The 26082-nt window shown below is 71.6% G+C and carries 12 protein-coding genes; 6 read left to right on the forward strand and 6 right to left on the reverse strand.

The annotated features are described in order from the left end of the window. Nucleotides 1–76 precede the first annotated feature (76 nt). Entirely contained in the window at nucleotides 77–4873 is a 4797-nt protein-coding gene (locus AW271_RS03670) for a wHTH domain-containing protein (RefSeq protein WP_083976025.1), read from the reverse strand. A gap of 9 nt (nucleotides 4874–4882) precedes the next feature. Further along, nucleotides 4883–5185, reverse strand: a complete 303-nt coding sequence (locus tag AW271_RS03675; protein WP_062331654.1) for a Pepco domain-containing protein — start codon at nucleotides 5183–5185, stop codon at nucleotides 4883–4885. 261 nt (nucleotides 5186–5446) lie between these two features. On the opposite strand from AW271_RS03675, the gene AW271_RS03680 reads away from it, so the two are divergent. The 6 genes from AW271_RS03680 (at nucleotide 5447) to AW271_RS03705 (ending at nucleotide 19682) form a co-directional block, all read left to right on the forward strand. Further along, complete coding sequence (locus AW271_RS03680) at nucleotides 5447–8938, forward strand: DUF4132 domain-containing protein (protein WP_062331658.1); 3492 nt, start codon at nucleotides 5447–5449, stop codon at nucleotides 8936–8938. Then, entirely contained in the window at nucleotides 8935–10002 is a 1068-nt protein-coding gene (locus AW271_RS03685; protein WP_062331661.1) for an ATP-binding protein, read from the forward strand. The genes AW271_RS03680 and AW271_RS03685 overlap by 4 nt, the downstream gene beginning before the upstream one ends. 2 nt (nucleotides 10003–10004) lie before the next feature. Beyond that, complete coding sequence (locus AW271_RS03690; protein ID WP_062331665.1) at nucleotides 10005–12269, forward strand: DUF5682 family protein; 2265 nt, start codon at nucleotides 10005–10007, stop codon at nucleotides 12267–12269. Beyond that, on the forward strand, nucleotides 12266–13393 hold the full coding sequence (locus AW271_RS03695; protein ID WP_062331668.1) for a VWA domain-containing protein: 1128 nt from the start codon (nucleotides 12266–12268) through the stop codon (nucleotides 13391–13393). The genes AW271_RS03690 and AW271_RS03695 overlap by 4 nt, the downstream gene beginning before the upstream one ends. Next, nucleotides 13390–15306, forward strand: a complete 1917-nt coding sequence (locus tag AW271_RS03700) for a YehQ family protein (protein WP_062331670.1) — start codon at nucleotides 13390–13392, stop codon at nucleotides 15304–15306. Before AW271_RS03695 ends, AW271_RS03700 begins: the two co-directional genes overlap by 4 nt. Nucleotides 15307–15479: 173 nt before the next feature. Beyond that, nucleotides 15480–19682, forward strand: coding sequence for a WD40 repeat domain-containing protein (locus AW271_RS03705; protein ID WP_157553880.1), 4203 nt, complete (start codon nucleotides 15480–15482; stop codon nucleotides 19680–19682). Between the two features lie 56 nt (nucleotides 19683–19738). Here the strand turns inward: AW271_RS03705 and AW271_RS41345 are convergent, their stop codons facing one another. From AW271_RS41345 to AW271_RS03725, 4 genes are all read right to left on the reverse strand, one after another. Next, a complete protein-coding gene (locus tag AW271_RS41345) occupies nucleotides 19739–20818 on the reverse strand; it encodes an iron-siderophore ABC transporter substrate-binding protein (protein ID WP_062331677.1) in 1080 nt (359 codons plus the stop codon). Nucleotides 20819–20827: 9 nt separating this feature from the next. Further along, nucleotides 20828–22552 carry an ABC transporter ATP-binding protein gene (locus AW271_RS41350; RefSeq protein WP_062331680.1) on the reverse strand — a complete coding sequence of 575 codons (1725 nt, stop codon included), beginning with the start codon at nucleotides 22550–22552 and terminating at the stop codon, nucleotides 20828–20830. After that, the gene (locus AW271_RS03720; RefSeq protein ID WP_062331683.1) at nucleotides 22549–24204 is read right to left on the reverse strand and encodes an ABC transporter ATP-binding protein; all 1656 of its coding nucleotides are present in this window, start codon (nucleotides 24202–24204) and stop codon (nucleotides 22549–22551) included. Before AW271_RS03720 ends, AW271_RS41350 begins: the two co-directional genes overlap by 4 nt. A 69-nt stretch (nucleotides 24205–24273) precedes the next feature. After that, nucleotides 24274–26004 (reverse strand): substrate-binding and VWA domain-containing protein, encoded by a 1731-nt coding sequence (locus AW271_RS03725; protein WP_062331686.1) that lies wholly within the window; start codon nucleotides 26002–26004, stop codon nucleotides 24274–24276. Between the last annotated feature and the right edge of the window lie 78 nt (nucleotides 26005–26082).

Raw genomic sequence — 26082 nt, forward strand, 5'->3', positions numbered from 1 at the left:
CGGGCTCTACCGGGGCCTGGCCCTCTTTGTTCGTATAGCACCTGATCAACACGCGAAGAATGATCAGACTTGAGGTTTATGGGTTCTCGGCCCTGTTCAGCAACTCTGGGACGGTGGGGATCTCTGGCAATATGAAGCCGAGTGACCGAAATCGCTCGACCACGGCATGCACCGGCAGATTGGTTTGGACCGCTCCGGCGAAAATGTTCCAGAGCGGCACGGGTTTCTCCTGGTCGAGCCACCAGCTCCAATTCCCGTATCGGAAGGAGCTGAGTGTTTTCGTCGCTGAGAAATCGCTGAGCTCGCGACTCATGAGAATCAGGTCAGTAGCGTCTATGGGCGTCTCTGGCAAAGCGGGCCAGTTCAACCCGAGGGCCGCCAGCCTTGTAACCGTTTTCTCGATAGTCCATTTCAGCCGTCCTGCCGCAGTGAAGACGTGCCCCAGTGGGACAAGTTGGCCGTCCAGCCACGGTTTGCCGCCGGTGAGAGACCGGCTGACCAGGATGCGGTCACCAGGCTGTACGCGGCCAACGGAGAAGTAGGGAGGCGGCACCAAATAGCCCAATTGTGTGAGTCTCTCTGCGATTTCTCCAACGGGGCGATCGAGCTTCTCAGCCACCGTCACAAGGTGACCGATGCGGACCGGTCTCAAATCGTCGCCAACCCATTGACTTAAACGGGTTTCCTCGTTTGCATCCCCGATGCCGAGAGCTACGTCGTCGCCTTCCCTGACGTCTCCGGCGGTCAGTAGAGATTGTGGAACGTCGAAGCCGAGTTCCGTCAGCCGCCTGGCGACCTCTTCGACGCCACGGCCGAGCTTGAATGCGGCCTCCACGATGTGTCGGGAATCCACGATTGCGGTTATAGTGAGCCACTGGGGCGTTCCGTCGAAATGTAGGTCCAGAATATCGAGGTCATCTTCGCGCGCGATTGCGAGGGAAGCCGGCACCCGAAACCCTAGCCTGGCCAAGCGTGCGGCGATGTCTCCGATCGGCTTGCTGGTCTTCTTCGCCGCCATCAGCAGATGACCGATAGGAACGACGGGAATCCCCGGCAGCATGGGAGGTCTTCCATCGAAGTTCCTGCTCATCAGAACCAGATCATCCGAGCTGAGTCGGCCCCTGATTGGTAGCTCGTGCGGCACCGTGAATGAGAAGTCCCGTAGCCTCTCGGCGACAGCATCGACGTCTCGTCCAAGTTGGGCGGCGACTGCCACCACATGTCCGACTGATATAGGTTCTTGATTTTTTGGGCTATCAGATAATCGGAGCCAAGGTCCCGCGCCGTTGAGATCCCGGCTGAGAAGAATCCGATCCGAGGGTTCGGCTCGCTGGACGTCGATGCCAGCCGGTACAAGGAAACCGAATTCGGATAGCCGATCGATGACTTGCTTGATTGGCCGCCCGAGTTGGATCGCCGCAGTGGCGATATGCCCAGCGAGCGCCGCTGGTGGTGTGTCGGGGATGAGATCTACATCCAGCGAAGTGCCGTAGCGATGCAGATCCTTACTCAGGAGAACCAGGTCGGACTCTTCGGCTGACCCAATGGTCCGCAGTTCGGATGGCACCTCGTAGCCCAGGTCGTTGAGGCGTTGGGCGATCTCTCCGATACCGTAACCAGTTTCAAGTGCTGCGCGTACGAAATGCAATCTGGGTACGGGCCCCTCGCGTGTCAGCCAGGATTCTTCCAATCTCGAATAGAGTGCATCCGGCCTTCCGCTGAGGACAATCACGTCGGTGGGGCGAGCCGCAGGAGCATCTGTCGAGCAGGGACCGCCTTCAGCGGCACGCAAAGCCGCCAGGCGCCAGATGACCAGATCGTCGGGCAGGGGGCGGATGCCCTCATATTCGCGGCGTCGTGCCACGCTGTCGGCTACATAGTCCGGTTGCCGATAGCTGATCGCCGATGGGATGAGATCGCGATCCATGGAGAAAAACCCTAACCGGCCGAAATTGATCTCGTGTCCGTTCAGCTCGATGGACTTCCCTGTCGAAACCATTTCAGAGAAGACCAGGTCTGCGATGACGGGATGTGCGTGGATTAGTTCGCTGAGCCAATCGAAAGTCGGCCGAATGGGGGTGCTGTTACCTGCGAATTGTTTCACGGCGCGTGATAGCACTCGGACCATAACTTCTGCGTTTCGGGCAGAGTCAAGCATCGACGCGCGGTCGATGGTGAGCTCCGGACTGTGCTCGCCACTGAGATTGACGACCATTCCGAAACTGGTTGTATCGGTTCGAAGGCCGTCCGCCAAAATGTATTCCAGGCCTTCCCGCCACCAGACCGGCCCACGGGAGTGCTTATCGGAGACCAGTTCTCCGTCCACTCGCAATTCCATCGGGTTCCACTGGATCCGGTCGTCGCCGTCGGCGGCCTCGACAGAGAACTCCGAGTAGCTCAGGATTCGGGTGAGCGTCGCAGTGCAGGACACGGATTCCGCGTCGCCGGTGGTCCGCAGGTGAAGACGGACGACCGTGCCGGCATCTTGGCCCGGGCCGCAGTCCTGGATGTGAAAGAGCGTTCCAGGGCCTGCGATGGACACCTGGAGACGGCGGCCGGGCCGTCCATCCCGCCCCAGTCGGCAGGTCGTGACCGTGATCTCGTCGGCGAGCATAAAATAGCTCAGCACCCCGATGCCGAACTGACTGTTCGGATACAGCAGGACCGGAGGTTCGAGCTTGTCCCACTCCGCCTGCTCCTCGATGAACTCGGGTAGTTCGGCGAATCGCACACCGGCTTGCGCGAAGACGTCGCGGAGTTCTCTCACCCCCATCCCGATGCCGTTGTCGACACAGTCGATGTAGGGGCGGCCCTGTTCGTCGATTCCCTGTGAGAAGCCGATGCGTCCCTCCCACTCGGGGAGCTTGACACCGGTACGGCGGAGATACTCGGTTCGGGCTTTTCTGTAACGGCAGGCGTCGAGGGCGTTTTGGTAGACCTCCCGTAGAGCGAGGTCGCGTTCGGAGTACAGCCGTTCACCCATCAGCAGTTCCTGGACGCGCTCCTCGTCGAGTCGGAACCTGATACCCGCCGACGTGTATGTGGCCACGCCGTCGGACTCGGCCGCCCGGACCTGATCGGCGTCCGCGCGACCGGGCAGCCCGACGAGTTCGGCGAGTGACGGGTCGTCGGTGTTGCCGATGTCTGCGAGGATCTGGTTGAGATCGGTCACGTGCTCCCGCAGGGCGACTTCGACCGCGGGATGCGAGCAGGCGGCTCTGAGGACACGCCCCGCTCCCCGGGGCTCCCAACGGGCCTGGTCGATCGTTTGGAGCACGTCCTGGGGTGCCAATGACCGAACGATGCCGATGTGATCCACCAGGACGCCCCCCAGCCGGGTCACCTCGATGGCCATGCGATGGGCCACGACCACGAGGTAGGCCACCAGCCGTTCCCTGATCGCCTGTTCTCCGATGCGGCCCGGCGCGATCAGATGGGTGGCCATGAGCCCGTGCGGCCGGTCTGTGCGTGCGATGAACCCGGGGTCGGCGTACAGCAGCCGGATCAGTTCACTCAGCCGGGCGGTCGTGAGAACCTCGCTGAGCAGGCCGGATTCGGGCGTGTGCCCGTCGAGGGAGACCGCGACCGCCTGCGAACCGAAGGAGGTGGCCTGCCGGGTGATCCAGCGATGGAGAAGCCACCATCCGATCTCCTTCGGCACAGCGGTGTCTCCTCTGCCGGCCGCATCCACGGCCCGACGGAGCAGTCGGGGATAACTCCGCGCGTATACCTCGTACGCCTTGCGCTGCGGATTGGGCGCGTTGACCGGGCTCAGATCCGTAGGGCTGACGGCACTCGCGTGGGCCACGATGTGCGCCCAGTGCGTGTCGTGCACGAACGGGGCCGTCACTAGCAACGCGGCCTCCGCGGGGGACAGGCTCAGGCCGTCGAGCAGGGACCCCAGGATGAAGTTCATCCGCTCACTCATTCTTAGCGCGAACCGGGAGTCGTGCCACGGATCCTCGGCCAGCCTTCCGGCGGCCGTCCACCGGTGGGCGGCCAGACGCCTGACCACAGAGATGACGTCCTCACGCAGTTCTGCGCTTCCGGAACCCTTGTGCGTCTTCTTCCAGGCGATGTGCGTGGCGGCGGCCTCCGCCCAGTCGTCTCCGTCTCCTATGACCGACGACCGGCCCGGCAGCACGACGAAGGCATCGTGGTCGACTTCTCCCGCCAGCCGCACCTGCTGATCCGGAAGGCGGCGTTCCATGGCCAGGGCCGACAATTTGGCGGCGACCTGGCTCTTCAGGCCCGACAGGGTGGTCGGCGCGACTCCCTCGCTGATGGCGAGTTCGACGGCACGCGCGAACAGGCTGAAGGATCCACCGCCGGACTGGCTTGGCACGTACCGCGCGACCTCGCCGGGCGAGCACGGGAACAACCAGGCGACGTTCCGGCGGGCGGCCTTGGCGATCTTATCTTGCGCCCATGCGGTGCGGGTGAAAGCCGACTTGGTGTTCTCGTGGAAACCCTCGCGGCAGGCGTCCACCACGAAGAGAATGCCGGCTGCGCTGCTCTGGTCGATCATGGTGCCCCAGGCGGTCAGGGGCACCGCGACCTCGGCCAGGCTCAGCCACTTTAGGTCCGCGTCGCTCGGCAGCAGGTAGTCGATATTGTTGGCGTGGGCCCCATGTCCGCTGAGATAGATCAGCAGAGTGTCACCCGGATTTGCGGTGACGAGAAACCGGCTGACCTCGGTTCTGATCCGGGTCTGTCCCAGACGGCCACCCTCGCCGGCGATCTCCACCGTGTACTCGCGTGTCTCGAGGGCCACGGCGACGTTAACCAGATCGTCGGCTACAAAGGGAAGGTCCTTGATGTCGGGATCGTCATACTCGGCCACTCCTACGAGGAGTGCCCTGAACCTGCCCACGATCCCGCCTCAGGTGCCGAACACCAGCGTGATGGCCGCTGTGGCGCCGACTTTGGCGGTGCCGATGAGCTGGATGCCGCCTTCGCCGGTGATCTCCACGCCGATCTGGGCCTCCTTGAGCCGCAGCCCGTCTGTCGACTTCGCCATGTCCTCGAACACGGCGCGCAGAGACTCGGCTGTTTGTCGCAGGTTCTCCCGGAGTACGTCGACGGGGATCTGACGGAGGACCGCTGAGTGATCCGCCCCTGGAAACAGACCCATCGTGGAGTCCTGGTCGTCGTCAGAGACGATGAAGGTCAGGGAGTCGATCACAGGAGGGAATGAAGGTTCTTGCACCGCGTGTCCTCTTCAGTCGAACCTCGATTGCCACGATAGGAACCAGGCTGTCACGATCACGCCAGGCGCGCCACACGATCCGATCCCAAGGAAACACGCTTTCCGGCCCGGGCTCGTTGTGATCACCGTATGAGCGGATTGTCGCGGCAAGACATGATCGTCCGTCCCGTGAGGATTGTCGGTCGGGATCGCTAGGTTGTCGCTACTTTCCCGCTTTGATCCTTGCGAGGTACCGGCATGTCCACGGAACGGAAGCTGACCCACGTCAGCGGCGATTCGGCCAAGTTCTGGCACGTCACACAGGACGCCACCGACCTGGTCATCCGGTACGGACGCCTCGACGCCGACGGGCGCACGCAGGTCAAGTCGTTCACCTCCGAGGCCGCCGCGACGGCCGCCCTCGAGAAGCTGGTGGCCGAGAAGCTGCGCAAGGGCTACACCGAAGACGGCACGCCGGAAGCGGCCGGGCCGGTCGACGAAGACGTGTTCACGATGCCGGCCGCCTGGTTACGCGCCCTCCACCCCCGCCGGGGCGGGGTGCGGGTGCCCGCGCGGCGGCGTGACCCCGAGGCGTCCGCGAAGGTCGCCGCGACGCTGGCCGGGCAGCGGCAGATGGTCGTCGACTGTCTGGAGCTGACCACCGATCCCGACATCGCCGCGGCGGGCGCGGCCTACCTCGACGGCGACGCCGGGAGCGGGCCGTTGGGCGCGGCGGTGGTCGCCGAGGTGGTGGCCGCCCACCTCGACTGGCACGACTCGACGACGTTGCCCGCCTTCGCGGAGGCGTGGTTGTCGGAACACGGCACGGTGTTCGCGGCGAAGGCGGTGGCGGAGCTGCTCTCGCTCAAGTGCGGAGACGACCACTACTACTACCGCAGTGGCCAGCCTGCCATGCCGGTCCGGCGGCTGCCCGCCGGCGGCGTCTCCCGCTGGTGGTACGGCTCCGCGGCCGATCTGCCGGCGCGGGTCCGGGCCGACGTGGCGGCGGCGAGTGACGAGGAGTACGCCGAGGTGGTCGCCGTGCTGACCCGGTGCCGTGCGGCGGGGCCGCACCAGCGGATGGCCGCGTCCTATCTCGCGCCGACCGAGGTCGCATGGGTCGACGCCGACTGCGCCGAGGCGGCCTCACTCGGCACGGGCCACGGTCAGGGGCTGGTCACCGCGATCAGCACCCCGGCGCAGGCGGCGCTCATCGTCGACGACCTGCGGCTCTACTACGTGAGCAGCAGCCTCGCGGTGCCGGCCACGGTCGTCGACGGCATGGGCGAGGCGGCCGTGCCGGTGCTGGCCGGGTGGCTCGACCGGACCGACGGGGCCGACGAACGGCGGCGGCTGCAGGCGGTCCTCGCCGAGCTGCCGGGCGACGCGGCGATGCAGGCGCTGATCGACCGCGTCGACGGGAAGTACGGCCAGCCGGCGCTGCTGCGGGCGGCGGCCCGCTTTCCCCGCCGGGCGATGCGGCTGATGGCGGCGTCCGGGGTGAAGGTCGTGGCCGACATGTTGCGGGCGCACGTGCTGGCCCATCCCGCGCTGGTCGAGGAGGTGCTGGCGGAGGTCGGCGGCGTGGCCGCGCAGCGGATCGGCGCCGTCGAGGCCACGGCGGCCGTCGCGGTCGCGCCGCCCGAGGCCCTGCCCGAGGTGCTGGTCAGCCCGCCGTGGGCCCGCGCCCGGCCGGTCCGCACGCCGGTGGTGGTGGACGGCCTGGTGTGCGCCGACGAACCGGCGGTGGTGTGGGGGCCGGGCGAGCGGGACGCCTGGAGGTCGAGCGCCCCGAAGTGGTTCGCCCGAAGTCAGCGGACCTGGGAGCAGATCGCCGCCTCCGGGACCCGACCGGACCAGATCGGCTGGTTCGACGGCCCGACCCTGGTCGTGGTCGGGCCGGAGGAACTGGCCCGGCAGTTCCTCGACACGTGGCGCCCGGACGACATGTGGCGGGCCTCCGACTGGATGCGGGCGGCGGTCGCCAGGTTCGAGACGGCGGCGCTGCCCCTGGCGGTCCACTGCGCCAGGAAGCAACCCGCGGACATCGCGCCGTCTCTGCTGCCGTTCGCCGCGCCCGAGGTCGCGGGGCTGATGGCCGAGTGGCTGACCCGGCTCAAGTCGGTGCGGGCGACCGCGCTGGCCTGGTTCTCGCGGCATCCCGACGCCGCCGCCCGCGCGCTGGTCCCCCCGGCGCTGGGCAAGGCCGGGGCGGCCCGCCGCCAGGCCGAGCAGGCCCTGTCGGCGCTGGCCGCGGGCGGGCACCGCGACGCCGTGACGCGGGCCGCCGCCGGATACGGCCCGGCCGCCGAGGCCGCCGTCGCCGACCTGCTCGCGGCCGGTCCGCTCGACGGGCTGCCCGCCCGGATGCCGACCCTGCCCGAGTGGGCCGACCCCTCGATCCTGACGCCGATCCGGTTGCGCGGCGGCGGGGACGCGCTGCCGCTCGCGGCGGCCCGCCACGTGGTGACCATGCTGGCGATCTCCCGGCCCGGCGACCCCTACGCCGGAATCGCCCAGGTCAAGGAGGCGTGCGACGAGCGGAGCCTGGCCGACTTCGGGTGGGCGCTGTTCCAGCGGTGGCAGTCCGCCGGGCATCCGTCCAAGGAGAGCTGGATGTTCGACGCCCTCGCGCTGATCGGCGACGACGAGACCGTGCGGCGGCTGACCCCGCTGATCCGGGTCTGGCCCGGCGAGGGCGGGCACGCCCGCGCGGTCACCGGCCTCGACGTCCTGGCCGCGCTCGGGACCGAGGTCGCGCTGATGCACCTCCACGGCATCGCCGAGAAGGTCAAGTTCACCGGGCTCAAGAACCGGGCGCGGCAGAAGATGGCCGAGGTCGCCGCCCAGCTGAACCTGACGCCGGAGGAGCTGGCCGACCGGCTGGTGCCCGACTTCGGGCTGGCCGCCGACGGCAGCCTGACCCTCGACTACGGCCCCCGCCGGTTCGTCGTCGGCTTCGACGAGCAGCTCAAGCCCTATGTCGTGGACGCCGCCGGCAAGCGCCTCAAGAGCCTGCCCAAGCCGGGCGTCAAGGACGACGCCGAGCTGGCGCCGGAGGCGTACCGGCGATTCGCGGGCCTGAAGAAGGACGTGCGCACGGTGGCCGCCGACAACATCCGCCGCCTGGAGCGGGCGATGGCCGACCGGCGCCGCTGGAGCGCCGACGACTTCGCCCGGCTGTTCGTCGGCCACCCGCTGTTGTGGCACATCACCCGGCGGCTGGTCTGGGGCTGCTACGACGCCGAAGGCAGGCAGGTCGACTCGTTCCGGGTCGCCGAGGACCGCGGCTTCGCCGACGCCGACGACGAGACGCTGACCCTGCCCGACGGGGTCACCATCGGGCTCGTCCACCCGCTGGAGCTGGGGGAGGCGCTCGCCGTCTGGGCCGAGGTGTTCGCCGACTACGAGATCCTGCAGCCGTTCCCCCAGCTGGGCCGGGAGGTCTTCACCTCGGCCGACGACTTCGTCGAGGCGCGGTTCACCAAGATCCCGACCGGGCGGGTGCTCGGCCTGGAGCGGCGCGGCTGGCGGCGGGGCGCGCCGCAGGACGCCGGCTGGCAGGGGTGGATCGAGCGCGACCTGCCCGGCGGCGCGACCCTGACGATCGGCCTCGATCCCGGGGTGCCGATCGGCTACGTCGAGATGGAGGAGGAGCAGACCCTCATGGTCTCGCCCGAGCACTTCACCGGCCTCGACCCCGTCACCGCCTCCGAGATCATGCGCGACCTCCAGGAGCTCGTCCGATGACCACCGACCACGTCCAGCGGCCCCCGGCCGAGGTCCGCCACGCCGACGAGCTGGCCCGGCTCCGCGCGACCGACGACGGCGACCGGCCGCCCGGCTGGGCGCTGAGCCTGCGGGCCGCCCGCCGGTTCGTCATCGGCGACGAGAAGCTCGGCGTCACCCGCAAGTTCGTCGGCGACCCGTCGCTGATCGACCGCGCCCTGGTGACGCTCGCGACCAGCCGGGGGCTGATGCTCGTCGGCGAGCCGGGCACCGCCAAGTCGTTGTTGTCGGAACTGCTCGCGGCGGCGGTCAGCGGCACGTCCACCCTCACCATCCAGGGCGGCGCGGCCACCACCGAAGACCAGATCAGGTACTCGTGGAACTACGCGCTGCTGGTCGCCGAAGGGCCGTCGCCCCGGTCGCTGGTGGCCGCCCCGCTGCTGCGCGGCATGGCCGAGGGCAGGGTGGTGCGCTTCGAGGAGATCACCCGCTGCCCGCTGGAGGTGCAGGACTGCCTGCTGTCGCCGCTGTCCGACCGGGTGCTCGCCATCCCCGAGCTGACCGGCCCCGACGCCATGGTGTTCGCCCGCGAGGGCTTCAGCGTCATCGCCACCGCCAACACCCGCGACCGGGGCGTCAACGAGATGAGCGCCGCGCTCAAGCGGCGCTTCAACTTCGAGACCGTCTTCCCGATCGCCGACTTCGACACCGAGTTGTCGCTGGTCGAGGCCGAGGCCGCGGCGCTGCTGAAGCGCTCCGGGGTCGGCGCGCCGCCGCGCCGCGACGTGCTGGAGGTGCTGGTCAGGGCGTTCCGCGAGTTGCGGCAGGGACAGACCGCGCGGGGCGACGCCACCGACCGGCTGTCGGGCGTGATGAGCACCGCCGAGGCCGTCTCGGTCGCGCACGCCGTCGGGCTGCGCGGCTGGTTCCTGCGCGGCGAGCCCGGCACCGCCGCCGACCTGGTGACCTGCCTGGCGGGCACGGCCGCCAAGGACAGCCCCGACGACCTGGCCAAACTCCGCAGGTACCTGGAGCGCCAAGGCTCCGGGCCCCTGTACGAGGCCCGTCACCTCCTGCCGGGCTGACGATGACCGCCACCTTCATCGGCGTCCGGCACCACAGCCCCGCCTGCGCGCGGCTGGTCGCCGACACGATCATCGCCCTGCGGCCGGCGTACGTGCTGGTCGAAGGCCCGGCCGACATGAACCCCCGGATCGGCGAGCTGCTGCTGGGGCACGACCTGCCGATCGCCGTCTACACCGGCTACCGCGACGCGGAGCGCCGGCACGGCTCGTGGGCGCCGCTGTGCGACTACTCGCCGGAGTGGACGGCGCTGACCGCCGGTCGCGACGCCGGCGCGCAACTGCGGTTCATCGACCTGCCCGCCTGGCATCCGGCGCTGGCCGAGGTGCGCAACCGCTACGCCGACGCCGAGGCCCGCTACGCCGAGGTGACCGAGCGGCTCTGCGCCGCCTTCGCCGTCGACAACGCCGACGCGCTCTGGGACCACCTGTTCGAGATCGAACCCGCCGACGGCCTGGCCGAGCGGCTGGCCGCCTACTTCGATCTCGTCCGGGGAGACGCCCGCCCCGCCGCCGACGACGTGGCGCGGGAGGCGTACATGGCGCACTGGATCCGGGCGGCAGTCGCCGACGCCGGTGACCGGCCGGTGGTCGTGGTCACCGGAGGCTTCCACCGACCGGCGCTGGTCCGGCTCGCCGAGGAGGGCGACCGGTCGTGGCCGGAGCTGCCCGAACCGCCCGGCGGCGCGGTCGTCGGCAGCTACCTGGTGCCCTACTCGTTCCGGCGGCTGGACGCCTTCGACGGCTACCAGTCGGGCATGCCGTCGCCCGCCTACTACCAGCACCTGTGGGAGTCGGGCCCGCGCGAGGCCGCGCGCCGGCTCACCGAGGCGGTGACCACCCGCTTGCGGGCCCGGCGGCAGCAGGTCTCCACCGCCGACCTGATCGCCGCCGGCGCCACCGCCGAGGGCCTGGCGGCGGTACGCGGCCACGTCTGCCCCGCCCGCGCCGACGTGCTCGACGGGCTGGCGAGCGCGCTGGTCAGCGAGGCGCTGGAGACGCCGCTGCCGTGGGCGACCGGCGGCCGGATCCGGCCCGGCGGGCACCCCGTCATCGTCGAGATGGTCGCGGCGCTCAGCGGCGACCGGGTCGGCCGGCTGCACCCGTCGACCCCGCTGCCGCCGCTGGTGCACGCCGTCGCCGACCGGCTGCGCGCCATGGGGCTCGACGGCTCCGGCGAGATCCGCCTCGACCTCAGGAAGGACGCCGACCTCGAGCGCAGCCGCCTGCTGCACCGGCTGCGCGTGCTGGCGATCCCAGGGGTGGTCCGCGACTCCGGGCCGCATCCGGCGGGCGATCCCGTCCCGGCCGAGCAGTGGACGCTGACCGACTCCGACGACCGCATGCCCGCCCTCATCGAGGCCGGCGGCTACGGCGTCGACCCCGGGGAGGCGGCCGCCGCCCTGCTCGCCGAACGTGTCTCCGGCCCGCCGGCCGACCTCGACGTGCTGGCCGGCCTGCTCTTCGACGCGGCGTTGTGCGGCGTCGGCGAGCTGACCGGCCGGGTGCTCGACGACCTGGCGCGGGCCGTCCGCGCGGCGGCCGACCTGGGGTCGCTGGGCCGCACGCTGAACGTCGTCCTGGCCATGTGGCGGCACGACGGCCTGTTCCACACGGGCGGCGGCCCGGCGTTCGGCACGCTGATCGCGGCGGCCGTCGACCGTGCGTTGTGGCTGGCCGAGGGCGTGCGCGGCGGTCCCGCCCCGGCCGACCCCAGGCGGATCGAGGCGATGGCGGCCGTCCGCGACGCGCTGACCCACGCCGCGACGCCGCTCGGGCTGGACGTCGCGGCCGCCCTCGGCGTCGCCGACCGGGTCGCCGCCTTCTCGGACGCGCCGCCCGACCTGCGCGGGGCCGCGTTCGGGCTGGGCTGGTCGCTGCGCGGCACGGCCGCCGCCGACCCCGGCCGGGCGGTGCGCGGCACGTTCACCCCCGCCCTGGCGGGCGACTGGCTGGCCGGGCTGTTCGCCCTGGCCCGCGAAGAGGTGCTGCACACCCCCGGGATGCTGGAGCTGCTCGACGAGCTGGTCGAGGCGATGACCGACGACGACTTCCTGATCGCGCTCCCAGCGCTGCGCCAGGCGTTCGCCTACTTCCCGCCCCGCGAACGGCACCTCATCGCCGCCCGGCTGGTCGCCCTGCGCGCGGGCGGCGCCTCCGGGCCCGACCTGATGCGGCTCGACGCGACCCCGGAGCTGGTGGCGGCCGGGATGACACTGGACGAACGGGTCGACACGGTGCTGCGCCGGGAGGGACTGATCACATCATGACCGACCCCACCCTCGAACGCTGGCGGCTGCTGCTCGGCGAACCCGGCGGCGCCTGCCTCGGCGGGCAAGGGCTGAGCACCCAGGCGGCCGCCCGCGACGCGGCCATGGACTGGCTATACGGCCGCGACGACGACCTGCGCCGCCGGGGCGTCCGGCGCCCCCGCGAGGCCGGTTCGGGCCCGTCGGCGCTGACCACCGTCGACTGGCTCGACGACATCACCCGGCTGTTCCCCAAGGAGACCGTCGAACGGCTGCAGCGCGACGCGGTCGAACGCTACGAGATCCACGACGTGGTCACCGACCCCGACGTGCTGGCCCGCATCGAGCCCAACCCGGCGCTGCTCAAGGCGGTGCTGCGGACCAAGCACCTGATGAACCCGCAGGTGCTCCGGCTGGCCCGGCGGATCGTCGAGGCGGTCGTCCGCGACCTGACGGACCGGCTCGCCACCGAGGTCCGGACCGCCTTCTCCGGCGCGAAGGCGCGCCGCCCCGGACGGCTGAAGCAGGCCCGAAACTTCGACCTGACCCGGACCCTGCGCGCCAACCTCGGCCGCTACCGGCCCGAGACCGGCAAGGTCGTCATCGAGACCCCCTACTTCTTCACCCGCACCCGCCGTCACCTCGACCCGTGGCAGGTGATCCTGCTCGTCGACCAGTCGGGCTCCATGGTCGACTCCGTGATCCACTCGGCGGTCACCGCGGCCTGCCTGTGGGGGCTGCCGGGGGTGCGCACCCACCTGGTCGCCTTCGACACCGAGGTCGTCGACCTGACCGCCGACGTCGACGACCCGGTCGACCTGCTCATGAAGGTCCAGCTGGGCGGTGGCACCGACATCGCCCGCGCCGCCGCCTACGGCGCCGGCCTGATCGAGCGGCCCCGCAACGCGATCGTGGTGCTGATCTCCGACTTCTACGAGGGCGGCGGCCCCGACCGGCTGGTGCGCACCGTGCGCGGCCTGGTCGAACAGGGCAGCACGGTGCTCTGCCTGGCCGCCCTGGACGAACAGGCCAACCCCGACTACGACCGGGCGACCGCCCAGCGCCTGGCGAACGCGGGGGCGCACGTGGGCGCGATGACCCCGGGAGAACTGGCGTCCTTCGTCGCGGAGCACGTGGGCCGATGAGAACCGACCTGCTCGCCCTCACCCCCGACTCCCTCGCGGCCCTGACCAACCGGGGCCTGGTCAAACGCGCGACCCGGGACCTCGACACCGCCGCCCCGGCCCTGCGCACCGACCCCGACGGCACCGTCCACGGCGACTTCCCCGGCGGCCCGGCCGTCAGCCTCCCGCCCGGCGGCCTCGACGGGGGCAGCTGCACCTGCGCCGCCACGGGCGTCTGCCGCCATCTGATCGGCCTGGTGCTGGCGTACCAGCGTGCCGGCCAGAGCCCGGACGAGCCCGCCGCCCTGCCCTGGTCGCCCGGACAGGTCACCGACGACGAGCTCACCGCCAGGATCGGAGCGCGGTCGATGGCCGCCGCCCGGCGGACCGAGAAGGCCGGGTACACCGCGCGGGTGCGCCGGGCCACCGCCGCCGACCCGGTGCCGCAGGTCGAGCTGGCCACCGCGACCGTGCGGTTCCTGGTGCCCGGCGACCTGGGGTTCGTGCACACCGACGCCGCCGACGGGAGCTGGGACGACGTCGTCGCGCTGGCGGTGTGGGCGTGCCGGGCCGCCGACGAGCGGCATCCCGGCGCGGCCGACGTGCGGATCGACGTCGGGGGAGTCGCCGAGGAGGGCGCGGGGTCGGGGCTGGAGCGGGCGCTCGTGCTGGCCGGGACGGTGCTGCGCGAGGGCGCGACGCATCTCGGCGCGGGGTTCGAGGCCGTCGTCGCCGACGTGCGGCGGCACCTCGACGAGGCCGGGCTGCGCTGGCCGCTGCTGGCCGTCGACGACCTCTCCGACCAGCTGGCCGCCTACCACGGCCGCGGCGCCCACTACCGTCCCGAACTGCTCGCGGGCCACCTCGCCGAGCTGCACGCCCGCCATCGGGCGGTGACCCGGCCGGACGCCACCCTGCGCAGCAGCGTCCTGGGCACCGCCGAGGCCGCCGAGACGCCGCTGCGGCGGGCCCGGCTCGACGGTCTCGGCTGCCGGATCAGGGCGATCGGCGGGCGGCGGATCGCCGAGGTCTACCTCGCCCACGCCGCGAGCGGCGGCGTGTTCGTGCTGCGCCGCCACTGGGACGACGACGAGGCCGACGGCCCGGTCCTGGCCCGGCGGCGGATCGGCGCCACCCCGCTGGCCGCGCTCGCGGCGGGCAACCTCGTCACCGAGTCGGCCGTGCGCAGCGCCAGCCGGGAACTGCGCCTGGCCACCGGACGGATCGCCAAGACCACCGTCAGCCCGTCACGCGGCCTCTGGGACGGGCTGCCGCCGTCGATCCTGGCCGCCGACGTCGCCGTCCTGGCCCGGGAGCTGGACGCCCTCCCGCCCCGTCCGATCCGGCCGAGGATCGAGGCGGAACTGGTCAGGGTCGTCCCGGTCGCCGGGGTGGAGACCGTCAGCTACGCCCCCGGCGACCAGCGCCTCGACGCCGTGATCGCCGACCAGGCGGGCGACACGGCGACGGTCAGCGCCGTCCACACCGCCGCCGCGCCCGGCCGCCTCGACGCGCTGGCCGCCGCGCTCACCGGCGGGGAGGCGCGGTTCGTCAGCGGCGTCGTCCGGCGCACGGCCGGGACGGTGGTCATCGAGCCGATCGGCCTGGCGGCCGGAGACCGGGTGGTCGTGCCCGACCTGACGGCACCCGCCGAGACCGGCGGTCTCACGGTCACCGCCGCCCCGGCCGCCGACCCGCTCACGGCCGCGCTGACCGAGACGAGGGACCTGCTCGCCGAGGCCGCCCACCACGGCCTGAGCCATCTGCCGCCGACCTACGGCACCCGGCTCGCCGCCGAAGCGGACCGGCTGGCCACCCTCGGCCTGCGCCGCGCCGCCGCGGCCGTCACCGCCTTCGCGGCCGCTCGGACCGAAGGCACCTGGGTCGACGCGTATCTGCGCCTGGAACTCGCCCTCGACCTGATTTTTCCGTAGCGATCGACGCCCATTCCACGATGCCATGGTGGACCCGCGAGTCGTGCCGACACGAGGGATGGACCGGGAAGAGACGACGGGGGTCGCGCGTGGAGGTGCCGGAGCCGATCACCTCCGCGCGGGAAGGCGCCCGGAACTGGGTCCGGCGGGCCTGTGCGGCGTCGGCTCGGGGGGTGGCCTGGGCGAGTCCGCGAGCGATGCTCGCCGGGCTCTGCGCGAGTGCGCTGCTGCCGATCGCCATGGCCGATTCGGGAGCCGAGGCCGGATTGGTCGTGCTGGGGTCGGTCGGTTCCAACGTGCTGGCGACCCTGATCAGCCAATCCCTGGACGCCGCCCGCGCCCGCACCCGGCTCCGGTCGTCCACGGCGGAAGCGCCGACGCACCCGGACGGACCCGACCCCGCGTTCGCGGACCAGGTCCGCGAGGAGATCGCCGCCCGCATCGAAGAGGTCCTGTCGCGCCAGGACGGGCAGGCGACAGAACTGGCCGGGACCCTCGCGGTCGTCCTGGAGCGCATCGACGCCACCGCGCTGATCATCCGTGACGTGGTCGTCGACGGTCACGACCGCCTGCTGGAGGACCTCAAGACCGGATTCACCGAGCTGGGAGATCAGCTGGACGGGATCTCTCCGCTGCTGCGGGGGCTGGACGGTTCGATCCTGCACATCCAGCGGACCCTGTCGCAGCAGGCGGCCGAACGGCGACTCGATCGATCCCGGCACGAGTTCATGATCGCGCTGCTGCTGGAGTTCCACGAGCAGCTGACCGAACTCATCGGCCGCCCGCCCGGGGACGCGAACCCGGCGGGGCGGGCCGAGCAGTGGATCGACTGTCCCTACCAAGGGCTGCGCCCTTTCGGTCCCGACCAGGCGGGGGTCTTCTTCGGCCGGAGGCAGTCGACCGCCCGGCTGCTCACCATGGTCGTCGCCCACGTCCATGACGGGCCGATCATCGTGACCGGTGACTCCGGAGCGGGGAAGTCCTCCCTGCTGCGGGCCGGCCTGGTGCCCAAACTCGACTGGACGCCGATCGTCTTCGACCTCGGCGCCGATCCGTTGCGGATGCTGGCCGTCCAGATGGCCGCACGCTGCAACGCCGACGCCGATCAGGTTCTGGCCGAGCTGCGTGCCGACCCCGCCGGGGCCGCGATCCGGAGGGGACGGCAGATTCTGGAGATCGACCGGATCCGGCGTGCTTCCGGCGAAAGGCGGCTGATCCTGGTCGTCGACCAGTTCGAGGAGCTCTTCACGCTGGCGTCCGGCCCGTCGGCCGACCTCGAAGAGGTGGACCGGTTCCTGACGGCGGTCGACGCTCTCACCCGCCCGGCCGCCGAGGGCGCGCCGGATGAGCCGGTCGGGGTCGTCGTGCTCGCGATCCGCGGAGATTTCCTGGGACGCTGTGCCGCCTATCCGATCCTGGTGCGCGCCTTGGAGCGACGCACGTTCGTGCTCGGCCCGATGACCGAACAGGAACTGCGCCGGACCATCACCGGGCCCGCCGCCGCGGCGGGGCTGCGCGTGGAGGAAGGGCTGGCGCAGCAGATCGTCGAGGACCTCGTCAGCCACGTGCGCGGAACGTCGGGTCCGGACCTGGCGGGGGCCCTGCCGCTGCTCTCCGTCGCCATGGCGCGCACCTGGGCCAACCGGGAAGGCGACCGGTTGACCCACGCGGCCTACGACCGGGCCGGTGGGGTCGCGTCCGCCGTCACCGACGCGGCCGAGGCCACGTACGCCGATCTGGATTCCGGGCAACGGCGGATCGCGCGGCGGATCTTCCTGGCGCTGACCGTCACCGGCTCCGACGGGCGGAGCACCCGGCGTCGCGCGTTCCCGGGCGAGCTCACGTCGGCCTGCGCACCCGACCCGCCCCAAGCGGTGTGGCAGGTCGTGGAGGCCTTCACAGCGGCGCGGCTCATGGTCGTCGCGCAGGTCGACGATCCGGGAGACGACGCCGGAAGTGTCGTCGAACTCGCGCACGACATCCTGGTGACGACGTGGCCACGCCTCCACGGGTGGCTGAAGGAGGACCTCGACGACCGGGTCCTGCACGGAACGATCCTGCGCGACGCCGCCGCCTGGCGCGAGGCCGCCGACGACGCGGCGTTCCTCTACCGGGGCGCACGCCTGGAGACCGCCCGTCTCGCGGCCGGGCGCTGGCGTGCCGACCCCGGCCGCTATCCGGCCCTGACCCCCCTCGCCGGCGAGTTCCTCCGGGACGGCGCCCGGGCCGCCACCCGCTACCGGCGTCGCTGGCGCACGTTGTCGATGTTCCTGGCCGGATTCCTGGTGATCGCCGTCACGGCGGGCGTGATCGCTCTTCGTTTCGGTCTCGACGCGCGGACGCGCAACGCCGAGGTGCTCTCCCGGCAGATAGTGACCTACGGCCGGTCGTTCTCCGACGATCCCGTCACCTCGGCACGTCTCATCGCCGCCGCGTGGTCCATCGCGCCGACGGAGGAGGCGCGGGCCGCGATGGTCGCCCTGGTCAGTTCGCCGATCCGGGGAACCGTGACCCATCTCGGGGATGTGACGGCGCTCGGTCCGACCGGGACGATCATGGCCTCGGCCACGTCCGAACGCGTGCGGACCTGGAATCTCGCCACGCGTGAACCGGTGCACGACTTCCCGGTGTCCGAATGGCTGACCGCGCCCCACTCGCTGGCCCTGGACCCCGGCGGGAGATTCCTGGCCACGGGGGAGTTCGCGGACGTCCGCATCTGGGACCTGGCGGAACGTGCACCCGTCGGCCGATCGTTGGGCAGCCATCGCGGCGACGTCACCACCGTGGCCTTCAGTCCTGACGGCGCCCGTCTGGTCTCCGTCTCGCAGGAGGGCATCCAGATCTGGGACCTGGCGAGCCGACGGAGAGTCGGCCCGGTCCTGGGCAGGCGAACGGATTCGATTCAGTCTCTCGCCTACAACCCGGACGGCACCCGTCTCGCCTCCGGCGAGTTCGGGAAGGTGCGGATCTGGGATCCGGAGACCGGCAGGCGGGCCGGTCCGACCATCACCGGATTCGCGGGAGAGGTGCCGACGCTGGCATTCAGTCCCGACGGGGGACGGCTGGCCTTCGTGATCTCCACGAAGATACACATCCATGACGCGGTCACCGGCGAGGCGGTCGGTCCGCCGCTGACCGGGCACACCGGGACGGTCAACTCCCTGGTCTTCAGTGACGACGGCGCGCGTCTGATCTCCGGAGCCGACGACGGGATACGGATCTGGGACACGGCCGCACATGAGCAGATCGGCGCCCTCGGTGATCCCGATCGCGAGGTGACCGCGGTGGCGTTCGCCGCGAACGGCGATCTGCTCTCGGACGAAAGCGGAGACGTCCGTATCTGGGACGCCACCACGCACCAGCAGGTGGGCGGCAGCCTGAGTGGGCACGAGGCGTGGGTGGAGTCGGTGACCTTCGACCACGGCGGCGCCCGGATAGCCTCCGCGTCCGCCGACAAGACCGTGCGCGTCTGGGACACCGCCACGCACCGGCAGATCGGGGCGCCCATGTCCCACGACGGAGGGGCGACCGCCGTCGCGTTCAGCCCGGACGGCACCCGCCTCGCGTCGGCCGCCGGGGACATGACGGTGCGGATCTGGGACCCCGCCACCCGGCAACCGGTGGGCGTCGCTCTCCGGGGTCACGTCGACAGGGCGAATGCCGGGGGGACGGTCACCTCGGTCGCCTTCAGCCCGGACGGCGCCGACCTGGTGTCCGCCGCCGATGACGCGACGCTGCGGATCTGGGACCTGTCGACGCGGAAACAGGTCGGCACACCCCTCGTCGGCCGTACCCGCTGGATGAACTCGGTGGCCTACAGCCCCGACGGAGAACGTCTCGTGTCCGGTTCGAACGACAGGTCCGTCCGGATCTGGGACACCGGCACACACGAGCAGATCGGCGCCACCATGGTCGGGCACACGGGCGCGGTGAACGCCGTCGACTTCAGTCCCGACGGCGGGTACGTGGCGTCCTCCTCCGACGACGGCACCGTGCGGATGTGGGACGCGGCCACCTCCAGGCAGGCCGGCACCCCCCTGACCGGGCACACCGGCCGGGTGACCTCGGTGACGTTCAGTCCGGACGGCACGTACGCGGCGTCCTCCTCCGACGACGGCACCGTGCGGATGTGGGACACGGCCACGCACCAAGAGGTCGGCATCCTGAAGACGGGCCCCGCCGACGACGTGGCCTTCTCTCCGGACGGAAAACTGCTCGCCACGGCGAACACCGACTCGACCGTCCGGATCTGGGACGTCGGAATGCCGGCCGACCTGCTCGGCGCGGTGTGCGCCATCGCGGGCCGCGGTCTCACCTCCCGGGAATGGCGGCAGCACATCGCCGACGTCGGCCATCGGCCCACCTGCGGCCCGTGACGACGGAGGCCGGGCCCCGCGCGGGCCCGGCCTCCGGTTCTCTCGAAGTGTGCCGGTCAGTCGGCGGCCGGCTCCACCGTGGTCGCGGGGTCGCCGTCGACCGCCTGGGCCAGCTGCGGCACCAGGCGGTCGAGCACGTACGGCAGCGACAACACCGTCACGAACGAGAACGCCACGCCGTAGTTGGTGCTCTCGCCGATGAAGACCTCGCGGCCCTCGGCGACGACCTTCATGTCCTTGTAGACGGCGTCCTTGTGCAGCGTCTCGACGTCCTTCTTGGTGTCGGGCACCGTCCAGATGATGAGGTCCTGGTCGAGCAGGTCGCTGCGCTCCTTGGAGATGCTGGCGCCGAACTGGTCGCCGATCACCGAGTCGAGGTCCGACGGCAGGCTGAAGCCCAGGGAGACGAGGTTGCGGGAGCGGGTGTCCTGGCTGCCGTACACGAAGAAGCCCTCATAGGGCGTGGCCACGACGGCCTTCTTGCCGGCGAACTCCGGGTGCTCGGCGGCCATCGTCTTGAACTTGGTCTCGACCTCGTTGACCAGCGTCTTCGCCTCGGCCTCCTTGCCGAGCGCCTTGCCGGTGATGAGGGTCTGCTCCTGCCACGGGATGCCGTAGTCGTTGTACGCCGCCGGCTGCGCCACGACGGGGGCGAACTTCGACAGGGTCTCGTACTGCTCCTTGGTCAGGCCGGCGTACAGGGCGAGGATCAGGTCGGGCTTGAGGGCCGCGATCTTCTCGACCTGCGGGCCGGTGCCCGGGTCCTCCAGCAGCGTCGGGACGGGCGCGCCGTTCAGCTTCGGCGTGGCCCACGGGCCGATCGCGCCGGGGAAGCCGCCGAACCAGTTGGTGGTGCCCACCGGCACGACGCCGAGGGCGATGGCGGCGTCCTGGTCGGTCAGGCCGACGGTGAAGATGCGCTGCGGCGCGGCCGGGATCGTCGTGGAGCCGAACTTGTGCTCGATCGTCACCGGGAAGGCGGCGGCGGGGGCCGTCGTCCCGGCCGGAGGGGCGGCCGGGGCCGACGCGGCGGGGGTTGCCGTCTCCGACGACGACCCGCAGGCGGCGACGGTGCCGAGCAGGAGGGAGGAGGCGAGCACCGCGGCGAACCGGATGCCTCTCGTAATGCCGAGCATCGAATTTCCTTATTCGAGGGGGTTTTCACTGGTGGGGCGGACTCCGGACCACGCCGCCCAGAGGGAGGCGTACCGGCCGCCGGAGGAGCGCAGCTCGTCGTGCGGGCCGCTCTCCACGATTCGGCCGCCGTCCATGACGACGACCCGGTCGGTCGCCGCCGCCTGGGTGAGGCGGTGGGCGACGATGAGGGCCGTGCGGCCCTCGACGGTGGTCTCGATGGCCTTCTCCAGCACCCGCGCCCCGGCGCTGCCCGCCTCGGCGGTCGCCTCGTCGAGCACGGCCACGGGCGGGTCGGCCAGGATCAGCCGGGCCAGCGCGAGCTGCTGGATCTGGGTCGCGGTGAGGCGGTGGCCGCCCTCGCCGACGACGGTGGCCAGGCCCTCGGGCAGGGTCTCGGCCCAGGTGAGCGCGTCGACCCGGGTCAGCGCCTCGCGCAGGTCGGCGTCGGTGGCGTCGGGGCGGGCCAGCCGCAGGTCGTCGGCCAGCGGGCCGGCGAAGACGTGCACGTCCTGGGTGACCATGCCGACCTCGCCGGGCACGGCGATCGTCCCGTTCGACGGCCGGTGGATGCCGGCGATCAGCTTCGCCAGCGTCGTCTTCCCGGCGCCGCTCGCGCCGACCAGGGCGACCCGCTCGCCCGCGCCGATCGTCAGGTCGACGTCGTGGAGCACGGGCCGGCCCTCGTCGTAGGCGTGGCCGAGCCCGGAGACCTCGATCCGCGGGGCCGCCGGCCGGTCGAGGGCGGCCGGTTCGGGCAGGTCGACGACGCCGACCAGGCGGGCCATCGCGGCGCCCGCCGACTGGGCGTCGTCGATCAGCACCAGGGCGGTGTTCACCGGGGCGAACAGGGAGTGGAAGTAGAGGGCGGCGGCGGTGGCCGTGCCGATCGAGGCGGCGCCCGAACGCACCATGAAGAACCCGGCGACCAGCACGGCGGCCAAGCCCGCGTATTCGGCGATGTGAAGGCGGCTGTAGAAGCGCAGCACCAGGTTGACGCCGCGCATGGTCAGGTCGACGGCCGTGGTCGAGCGTTCGGCGACCCTGGCGGTGTGGCCGGCCTCCAGCCGGAACGCCCGCACGGTCGTCGCGCCGCCGATGGTGTCGAGGAGCTGCTGCTGCTGGGCGCCCCCGGCCACCCGCTGGCGGGCGTAGAGGGGACCGGCGTGGCGGACGTACCAGCGCGCGGTGTGCCACTGGACCGGCACCGAGACCAGCGCGGCCAGCAGGAACCGCCAGTCGAGGATCGCCAGCGCGCCCAGGGTCAGCACGATCGCCAGGCCCGAGCGGGCCATCTCGGGCAGCGCGACCCGGACGGCCTCGGCGATCAGCGAGACGTCGCCGGTCACCCGGGCGGTCAGGTCGCCCGACCCGGCCCGTTCCACCTGTTCGAGCGGCAGCCGCATCGCCCGGTCGACGAACCGCTCGCGCAGCCGGGCCAGCACGGTCTCGCCGAGACGCGACACCAGCGCCAGCCCGAGGGTCATCGCGCCGCCCTGGGTGACCGCGACCACGACCAGCGCCAGCACCGGCGCGGTGATCGCGGCGGCGGGCTCCCCGGCGTCGACCAGGTCGACGATGGAGCCGAGCAGCGGCTGGGTGAGCAGCCCGATCGAGGTGGCCACGACCATCACGGCGAACCCGCCGAGGGCCAGCGCGCGATGGGGGCGGACCAGGTCGAACAGCACCGCGCGGGTGCGCGCCGCCGTGGCGACGGGGAGCAGTTCGCGGCTCACGCGAGCACCGCCGTCCGGTAGGTCGCGTTGCGGGTCACCAGGTCGGCGTGCGGGGCGGCGTCGGTGATGCGGCCGCCGTCGAGCAGCACCACCCGGTCGGCCACCGCGAGCAGCGCGGGGGAGGTGGTCACCAGGATCGTGGTGCGGTCGCGCCGGACGTCGCGCAACCGGGAGGCGATGCGCGCCTCGGTCACCGCGTCGACCGCGGTGGTGGGGTCGTGGACGACCAGGACCGCGCGGTCGGCCGCCAGCGCCCTGGCCAGGGCGACCCGCTGCCGCTGACCGCCCGAGAGCGACTGGCCGCGTTCGCCGACGTGCCCGTCGAGCCCGCCGGGCAGTTCGTCGGCCACCTCGTCGGCGCCGGCCGCGGCCATGGCCTCGGGACGGTCGCCGCCGACGTTCTCGCGCAGGGTGCCCTCGAACAGGTCGGCGTCGTGGTCGGCGACCAGCACCACCGCGCGCAGCGCGGCCGGGTCGAGGTCGGCCAGCGCCACCCCGTCGAGCTCCACGGTCCCGGACGCCGGGTCGGCGGTCCGGCCCAGGCAGCGCAGCAGGCTGACCGCGTCGGCCGGGTCGACGGCCGCGACTCCGAGCACCTCGCCGGGGGCCACCTCCAGGTCGACGCCCTTCAGGGTGTCGTGGGAGACGGCGCGGAGGCGGAGCGAGCCGCGTACCGGAAAGGGAAGTTCAGAGGTGCCGGCGGCGATGGCGTGGGGCGCGGCGAGCACCTCCGCGATCCGGGCCGCCGAGGCCCGGCCCATCGCGAACTGGGCGTTCACCCAGGCGAAGACCTCCAGCGGGCCGATCAGGAACAGTGCGAGGCCGACGGCCGAGACGAGTTCGCCGAGCGTGATCGCGCCCGAGGCGGCCAGCCGGCCGCCGACCAGCGCCACGACGGCGATGAAGACGCCGGTGAGCGCGACGACCAGGCCCGTCTGCAGGGCCTCGGCGCGGGCCGCGCGCAGCGTCGCGGCGAGGGAGTCGCCGCTGGTCACCCGGTAGCGGGCGACGGCGGCGGTCTCGGCGCCGATGCCCTTCAGCACCCGCAGCCCCTTGATCAGGTCGGCCGCGACGCCGGACGCGTGCGCGGCGCGGTCCTGCTGGTCTTCGCTCGCCTTCTCCAGCGGCTTGCTCAGCAGGTGGCCGAGGAACAGCAGCAGGGGAGTGCCGGCCAGCACGACCAGGCCGAGCGGCACCGAGATGCGCAGCAGGACGATCGCCGCGACGACGATGCCCGTCAGCGCCGAGAAGGCCAGCATCACCGACATGTTGACCGCGCCGACACGCTTGGCGTCCTCGGTCGCGGTGTTGGTCAGCGCGCCGGGCAGCCGTCCCTCCTCCGCGCCGCCGCGCGCGTCGAGCACCCGCGCCACGAGCTCCATGCGCAGCGTGTGACCGGCCCGCTCGGCGGCCCGTTCACCGGCGCGCGCGCCGAAGCGGTAGGAGAACGACAACACGACGTACACGACGGCCAGCACGACGAGCCACCGGGCCAGCGCGGGCAGGTCGCCCGCCGCCACCCCCTGGTCGATGACCACGCCGATCAGCACCGGCACCATGACCTCACCGGCCTGGTGGGCGGCGCCCAGCACGGCGCCGGTGACGACGTCGCGGCGCTGCCCCGAGATCGCCCGCCACAGGACAGCCCTCACCCGTCACCCTCCGCCTCGCCCTTGGTCAAACTTAGGTAAGGCTACACTAACCCAGTGGCGCGGGCCAGTTCAGAAGTTCGAGATCACCGATGTGAAGACCCGCTGGATGTGCGCCTCGTCGCCGGATTCGTAGGCGACGCCGTCGGTCGCCTCGGCCATCCGCGTCAGCACCTCCTGGTCGGCGGCGCCCCCGTAGCCGATGGTGAACAGGCGGACCGGTTCGTCGGACGTCGTCTCCTTGACGCGGGTGATGAGATTGTCGAGGGTCAGGCCGTCGTCCTCGTTCGCGCCGTCGGTGAGCAGCACGACCGCGTTGATCGACCCCGGTTCGGCCTCGGCGGCCATCGCGCCGAGCGCGGCCGCCGCCGTGTCGTAGAGGCCGGTGCCGCCGCCCGGCGTGAGGCCGTCGATGAGGCCGCGCAGTTTGTCCCTGTTGTCCTTCATCGGCTCGGTCGTCAGCAGCTCCAGGTGGTCCCTCTCCCCGTCGAGGTGGGTGGAGAAGATCCACAGGCCGACGCGGTCGGCGTCGGTGAACTGGCCGAGCGAGGCGTTCGCCGCCCGTTTGGCCAGGGTCAGCGCGCTCTCGCCGAAGAGCTCGACCGAGCTCTCCATCGAGCCCGACACGTCGAGCACCAGCAGCACGTTGGCCGGTTTCCGCAGCTCCCGCCACGAGGTCAGGACCGCGTCGAGCACGTGCGCCGACGGCGGCCGCAGCAGGCCGGGCAGCGGTGCGGCGTCCTGCTGCAGCGGCCCCGTGGCGCCGTCGTGGGAGCGGTAGCCGTACAGCATGAAGCGCTCCTGCACCCGCGGACTGTGCAGATGCCGCAGGAAGGCGGCGGCGACCGTGCGCTTCGGCGCGTCCATCCAGGCCAGTTCGATGTACGGGTGGTCGGAGACCGTCGTCCCCTCTTCAGGGCTGATCGCGACCAGCGGCACCTTCGGCGGCAGATGGTCGCCGAGCGTCGCCGGATCGCCCGACGGATTGCCCCGGTTGTAGTCGGTGACGAACTTCTCCTCCAGCGTCACCGCGGAGATGTAGCCGAGGGCCGAGCCCCTGTCGTCGGCCTTCTGCATGTTCTCCAGGAACGCGATCGCGGTCTCGCCGTAGTGCACGATCGACTGCTCGATGGCCCGCACGAACTCCCGGTTCTCCTTCTTCTGTACGTCGCCCGTCGTGAGATCCCCGGTCGTGCCGGTGGCGGCGAAGAAGGCGGCGACGGTCGCGTTCAGCCCGGAGGTCGAGAAGTTCGGATTGGTCTTGCCGAGCCGGAACGGCCCCCATTCGGGATGCCCGTGCGCCCCCCAGCCGCGGGGGTCACGGGCGAGCGCCGCCAGATCCCGCCACCCGATCGGCTCCCCGGGCCACCCCAGCGCCTCGGCCATCGGCTTCGGCATCGCGATCGTCAGCGGCGAGGTGACGATCGGCACGGGTGGCGCCGTGGCAGCGACGCCACCCGTGTCCTTCGCGCGGTGCTCCAGCAACGTGAGCCACACCGACGCGGTCGGCGCCCACACGTCGGGCCGCGGACCGTCGAGGTCGACGTCCCAGCCGCGCGCGAGCGCCTCCATTCCGGTCCCTGAGTTGACCTCGTCGACGACCACCCGCCCGCAGGCGCGGGCGCCGAACCCGGCGGCCGCCTCCCGTAACAGCTCGACCTTGTCCTGCGAGGAGGCGACGCGGATCTCGGTGAGCCCCTGCGGGCAACCCGGCGCGCTGTCGGGCCGGTTGACCCACCACAATCCGGCCACCAGCGCCGCCGACACCACGACGGCCACCCCGAACGCCGCCGGCCGCTTCACGTCCTGCCTGCTTCGCGGAGTGCGGGTCCGTGCTCATGCGCCGACCGGGTTGTGTGGGGATCGCGCGCGTTTTTCGGC

Source organism: Herbidospora sakaeratensis (assembly GCF_001570525.1).
Classification (GTDB): Bacteria; Actinomycetota; Actinomycetes; order Streptosporangiales; family Streptosporangiaceae; genus Herbidospora; species Herbidospora sakaeratensis.

Bases quoted from the DNA above. Each gene is read 5' to 3' on its own strand.
- AW271_RS03695 (WP_062331668.1), top strand. From the start codon at position 12,266: ATGACCGACCCCACCCTCGAACGCTGGCGGCTGCTGCTCGGCGAACCC.
- AW271_RS41345 (WP_062331677.1), bottom strand. From the start codon at position 20,818: ATGCTCGGCATTACGAGAGGCATCCGGTTCGCCGCGGTGCTCGCCTCC.
- AW271_RS03680 (WP_062331658.1), top strand. From the start codon at position 5,447: ATGTCCACGGAACGGAAGCTGACCCACGTCAGCGGCGATTCGGCCAAG.
- AW271_RS03685 (WP_062331661.1), top strand. From the start codon at position 8,935: ATGACCACCGACCACGTCCAGCGGCCCCCGGCCGAGGTCCGCCACGCC.
- AW271_RS03700 (WP_062331670.1), top strand. From the start codon at position 13,390: ATGAGAACCGACCTGCTCGCCCTCACCCCCGACTCCCTCGCGGCCCTG.
- AW271_RS03690 (WP_062331665.1), top strand. From the start codon at position 10,005: ATGACCGCCACCTTCATCGGCGTCCGGCACCACAGCCCCGCCTGCGCG.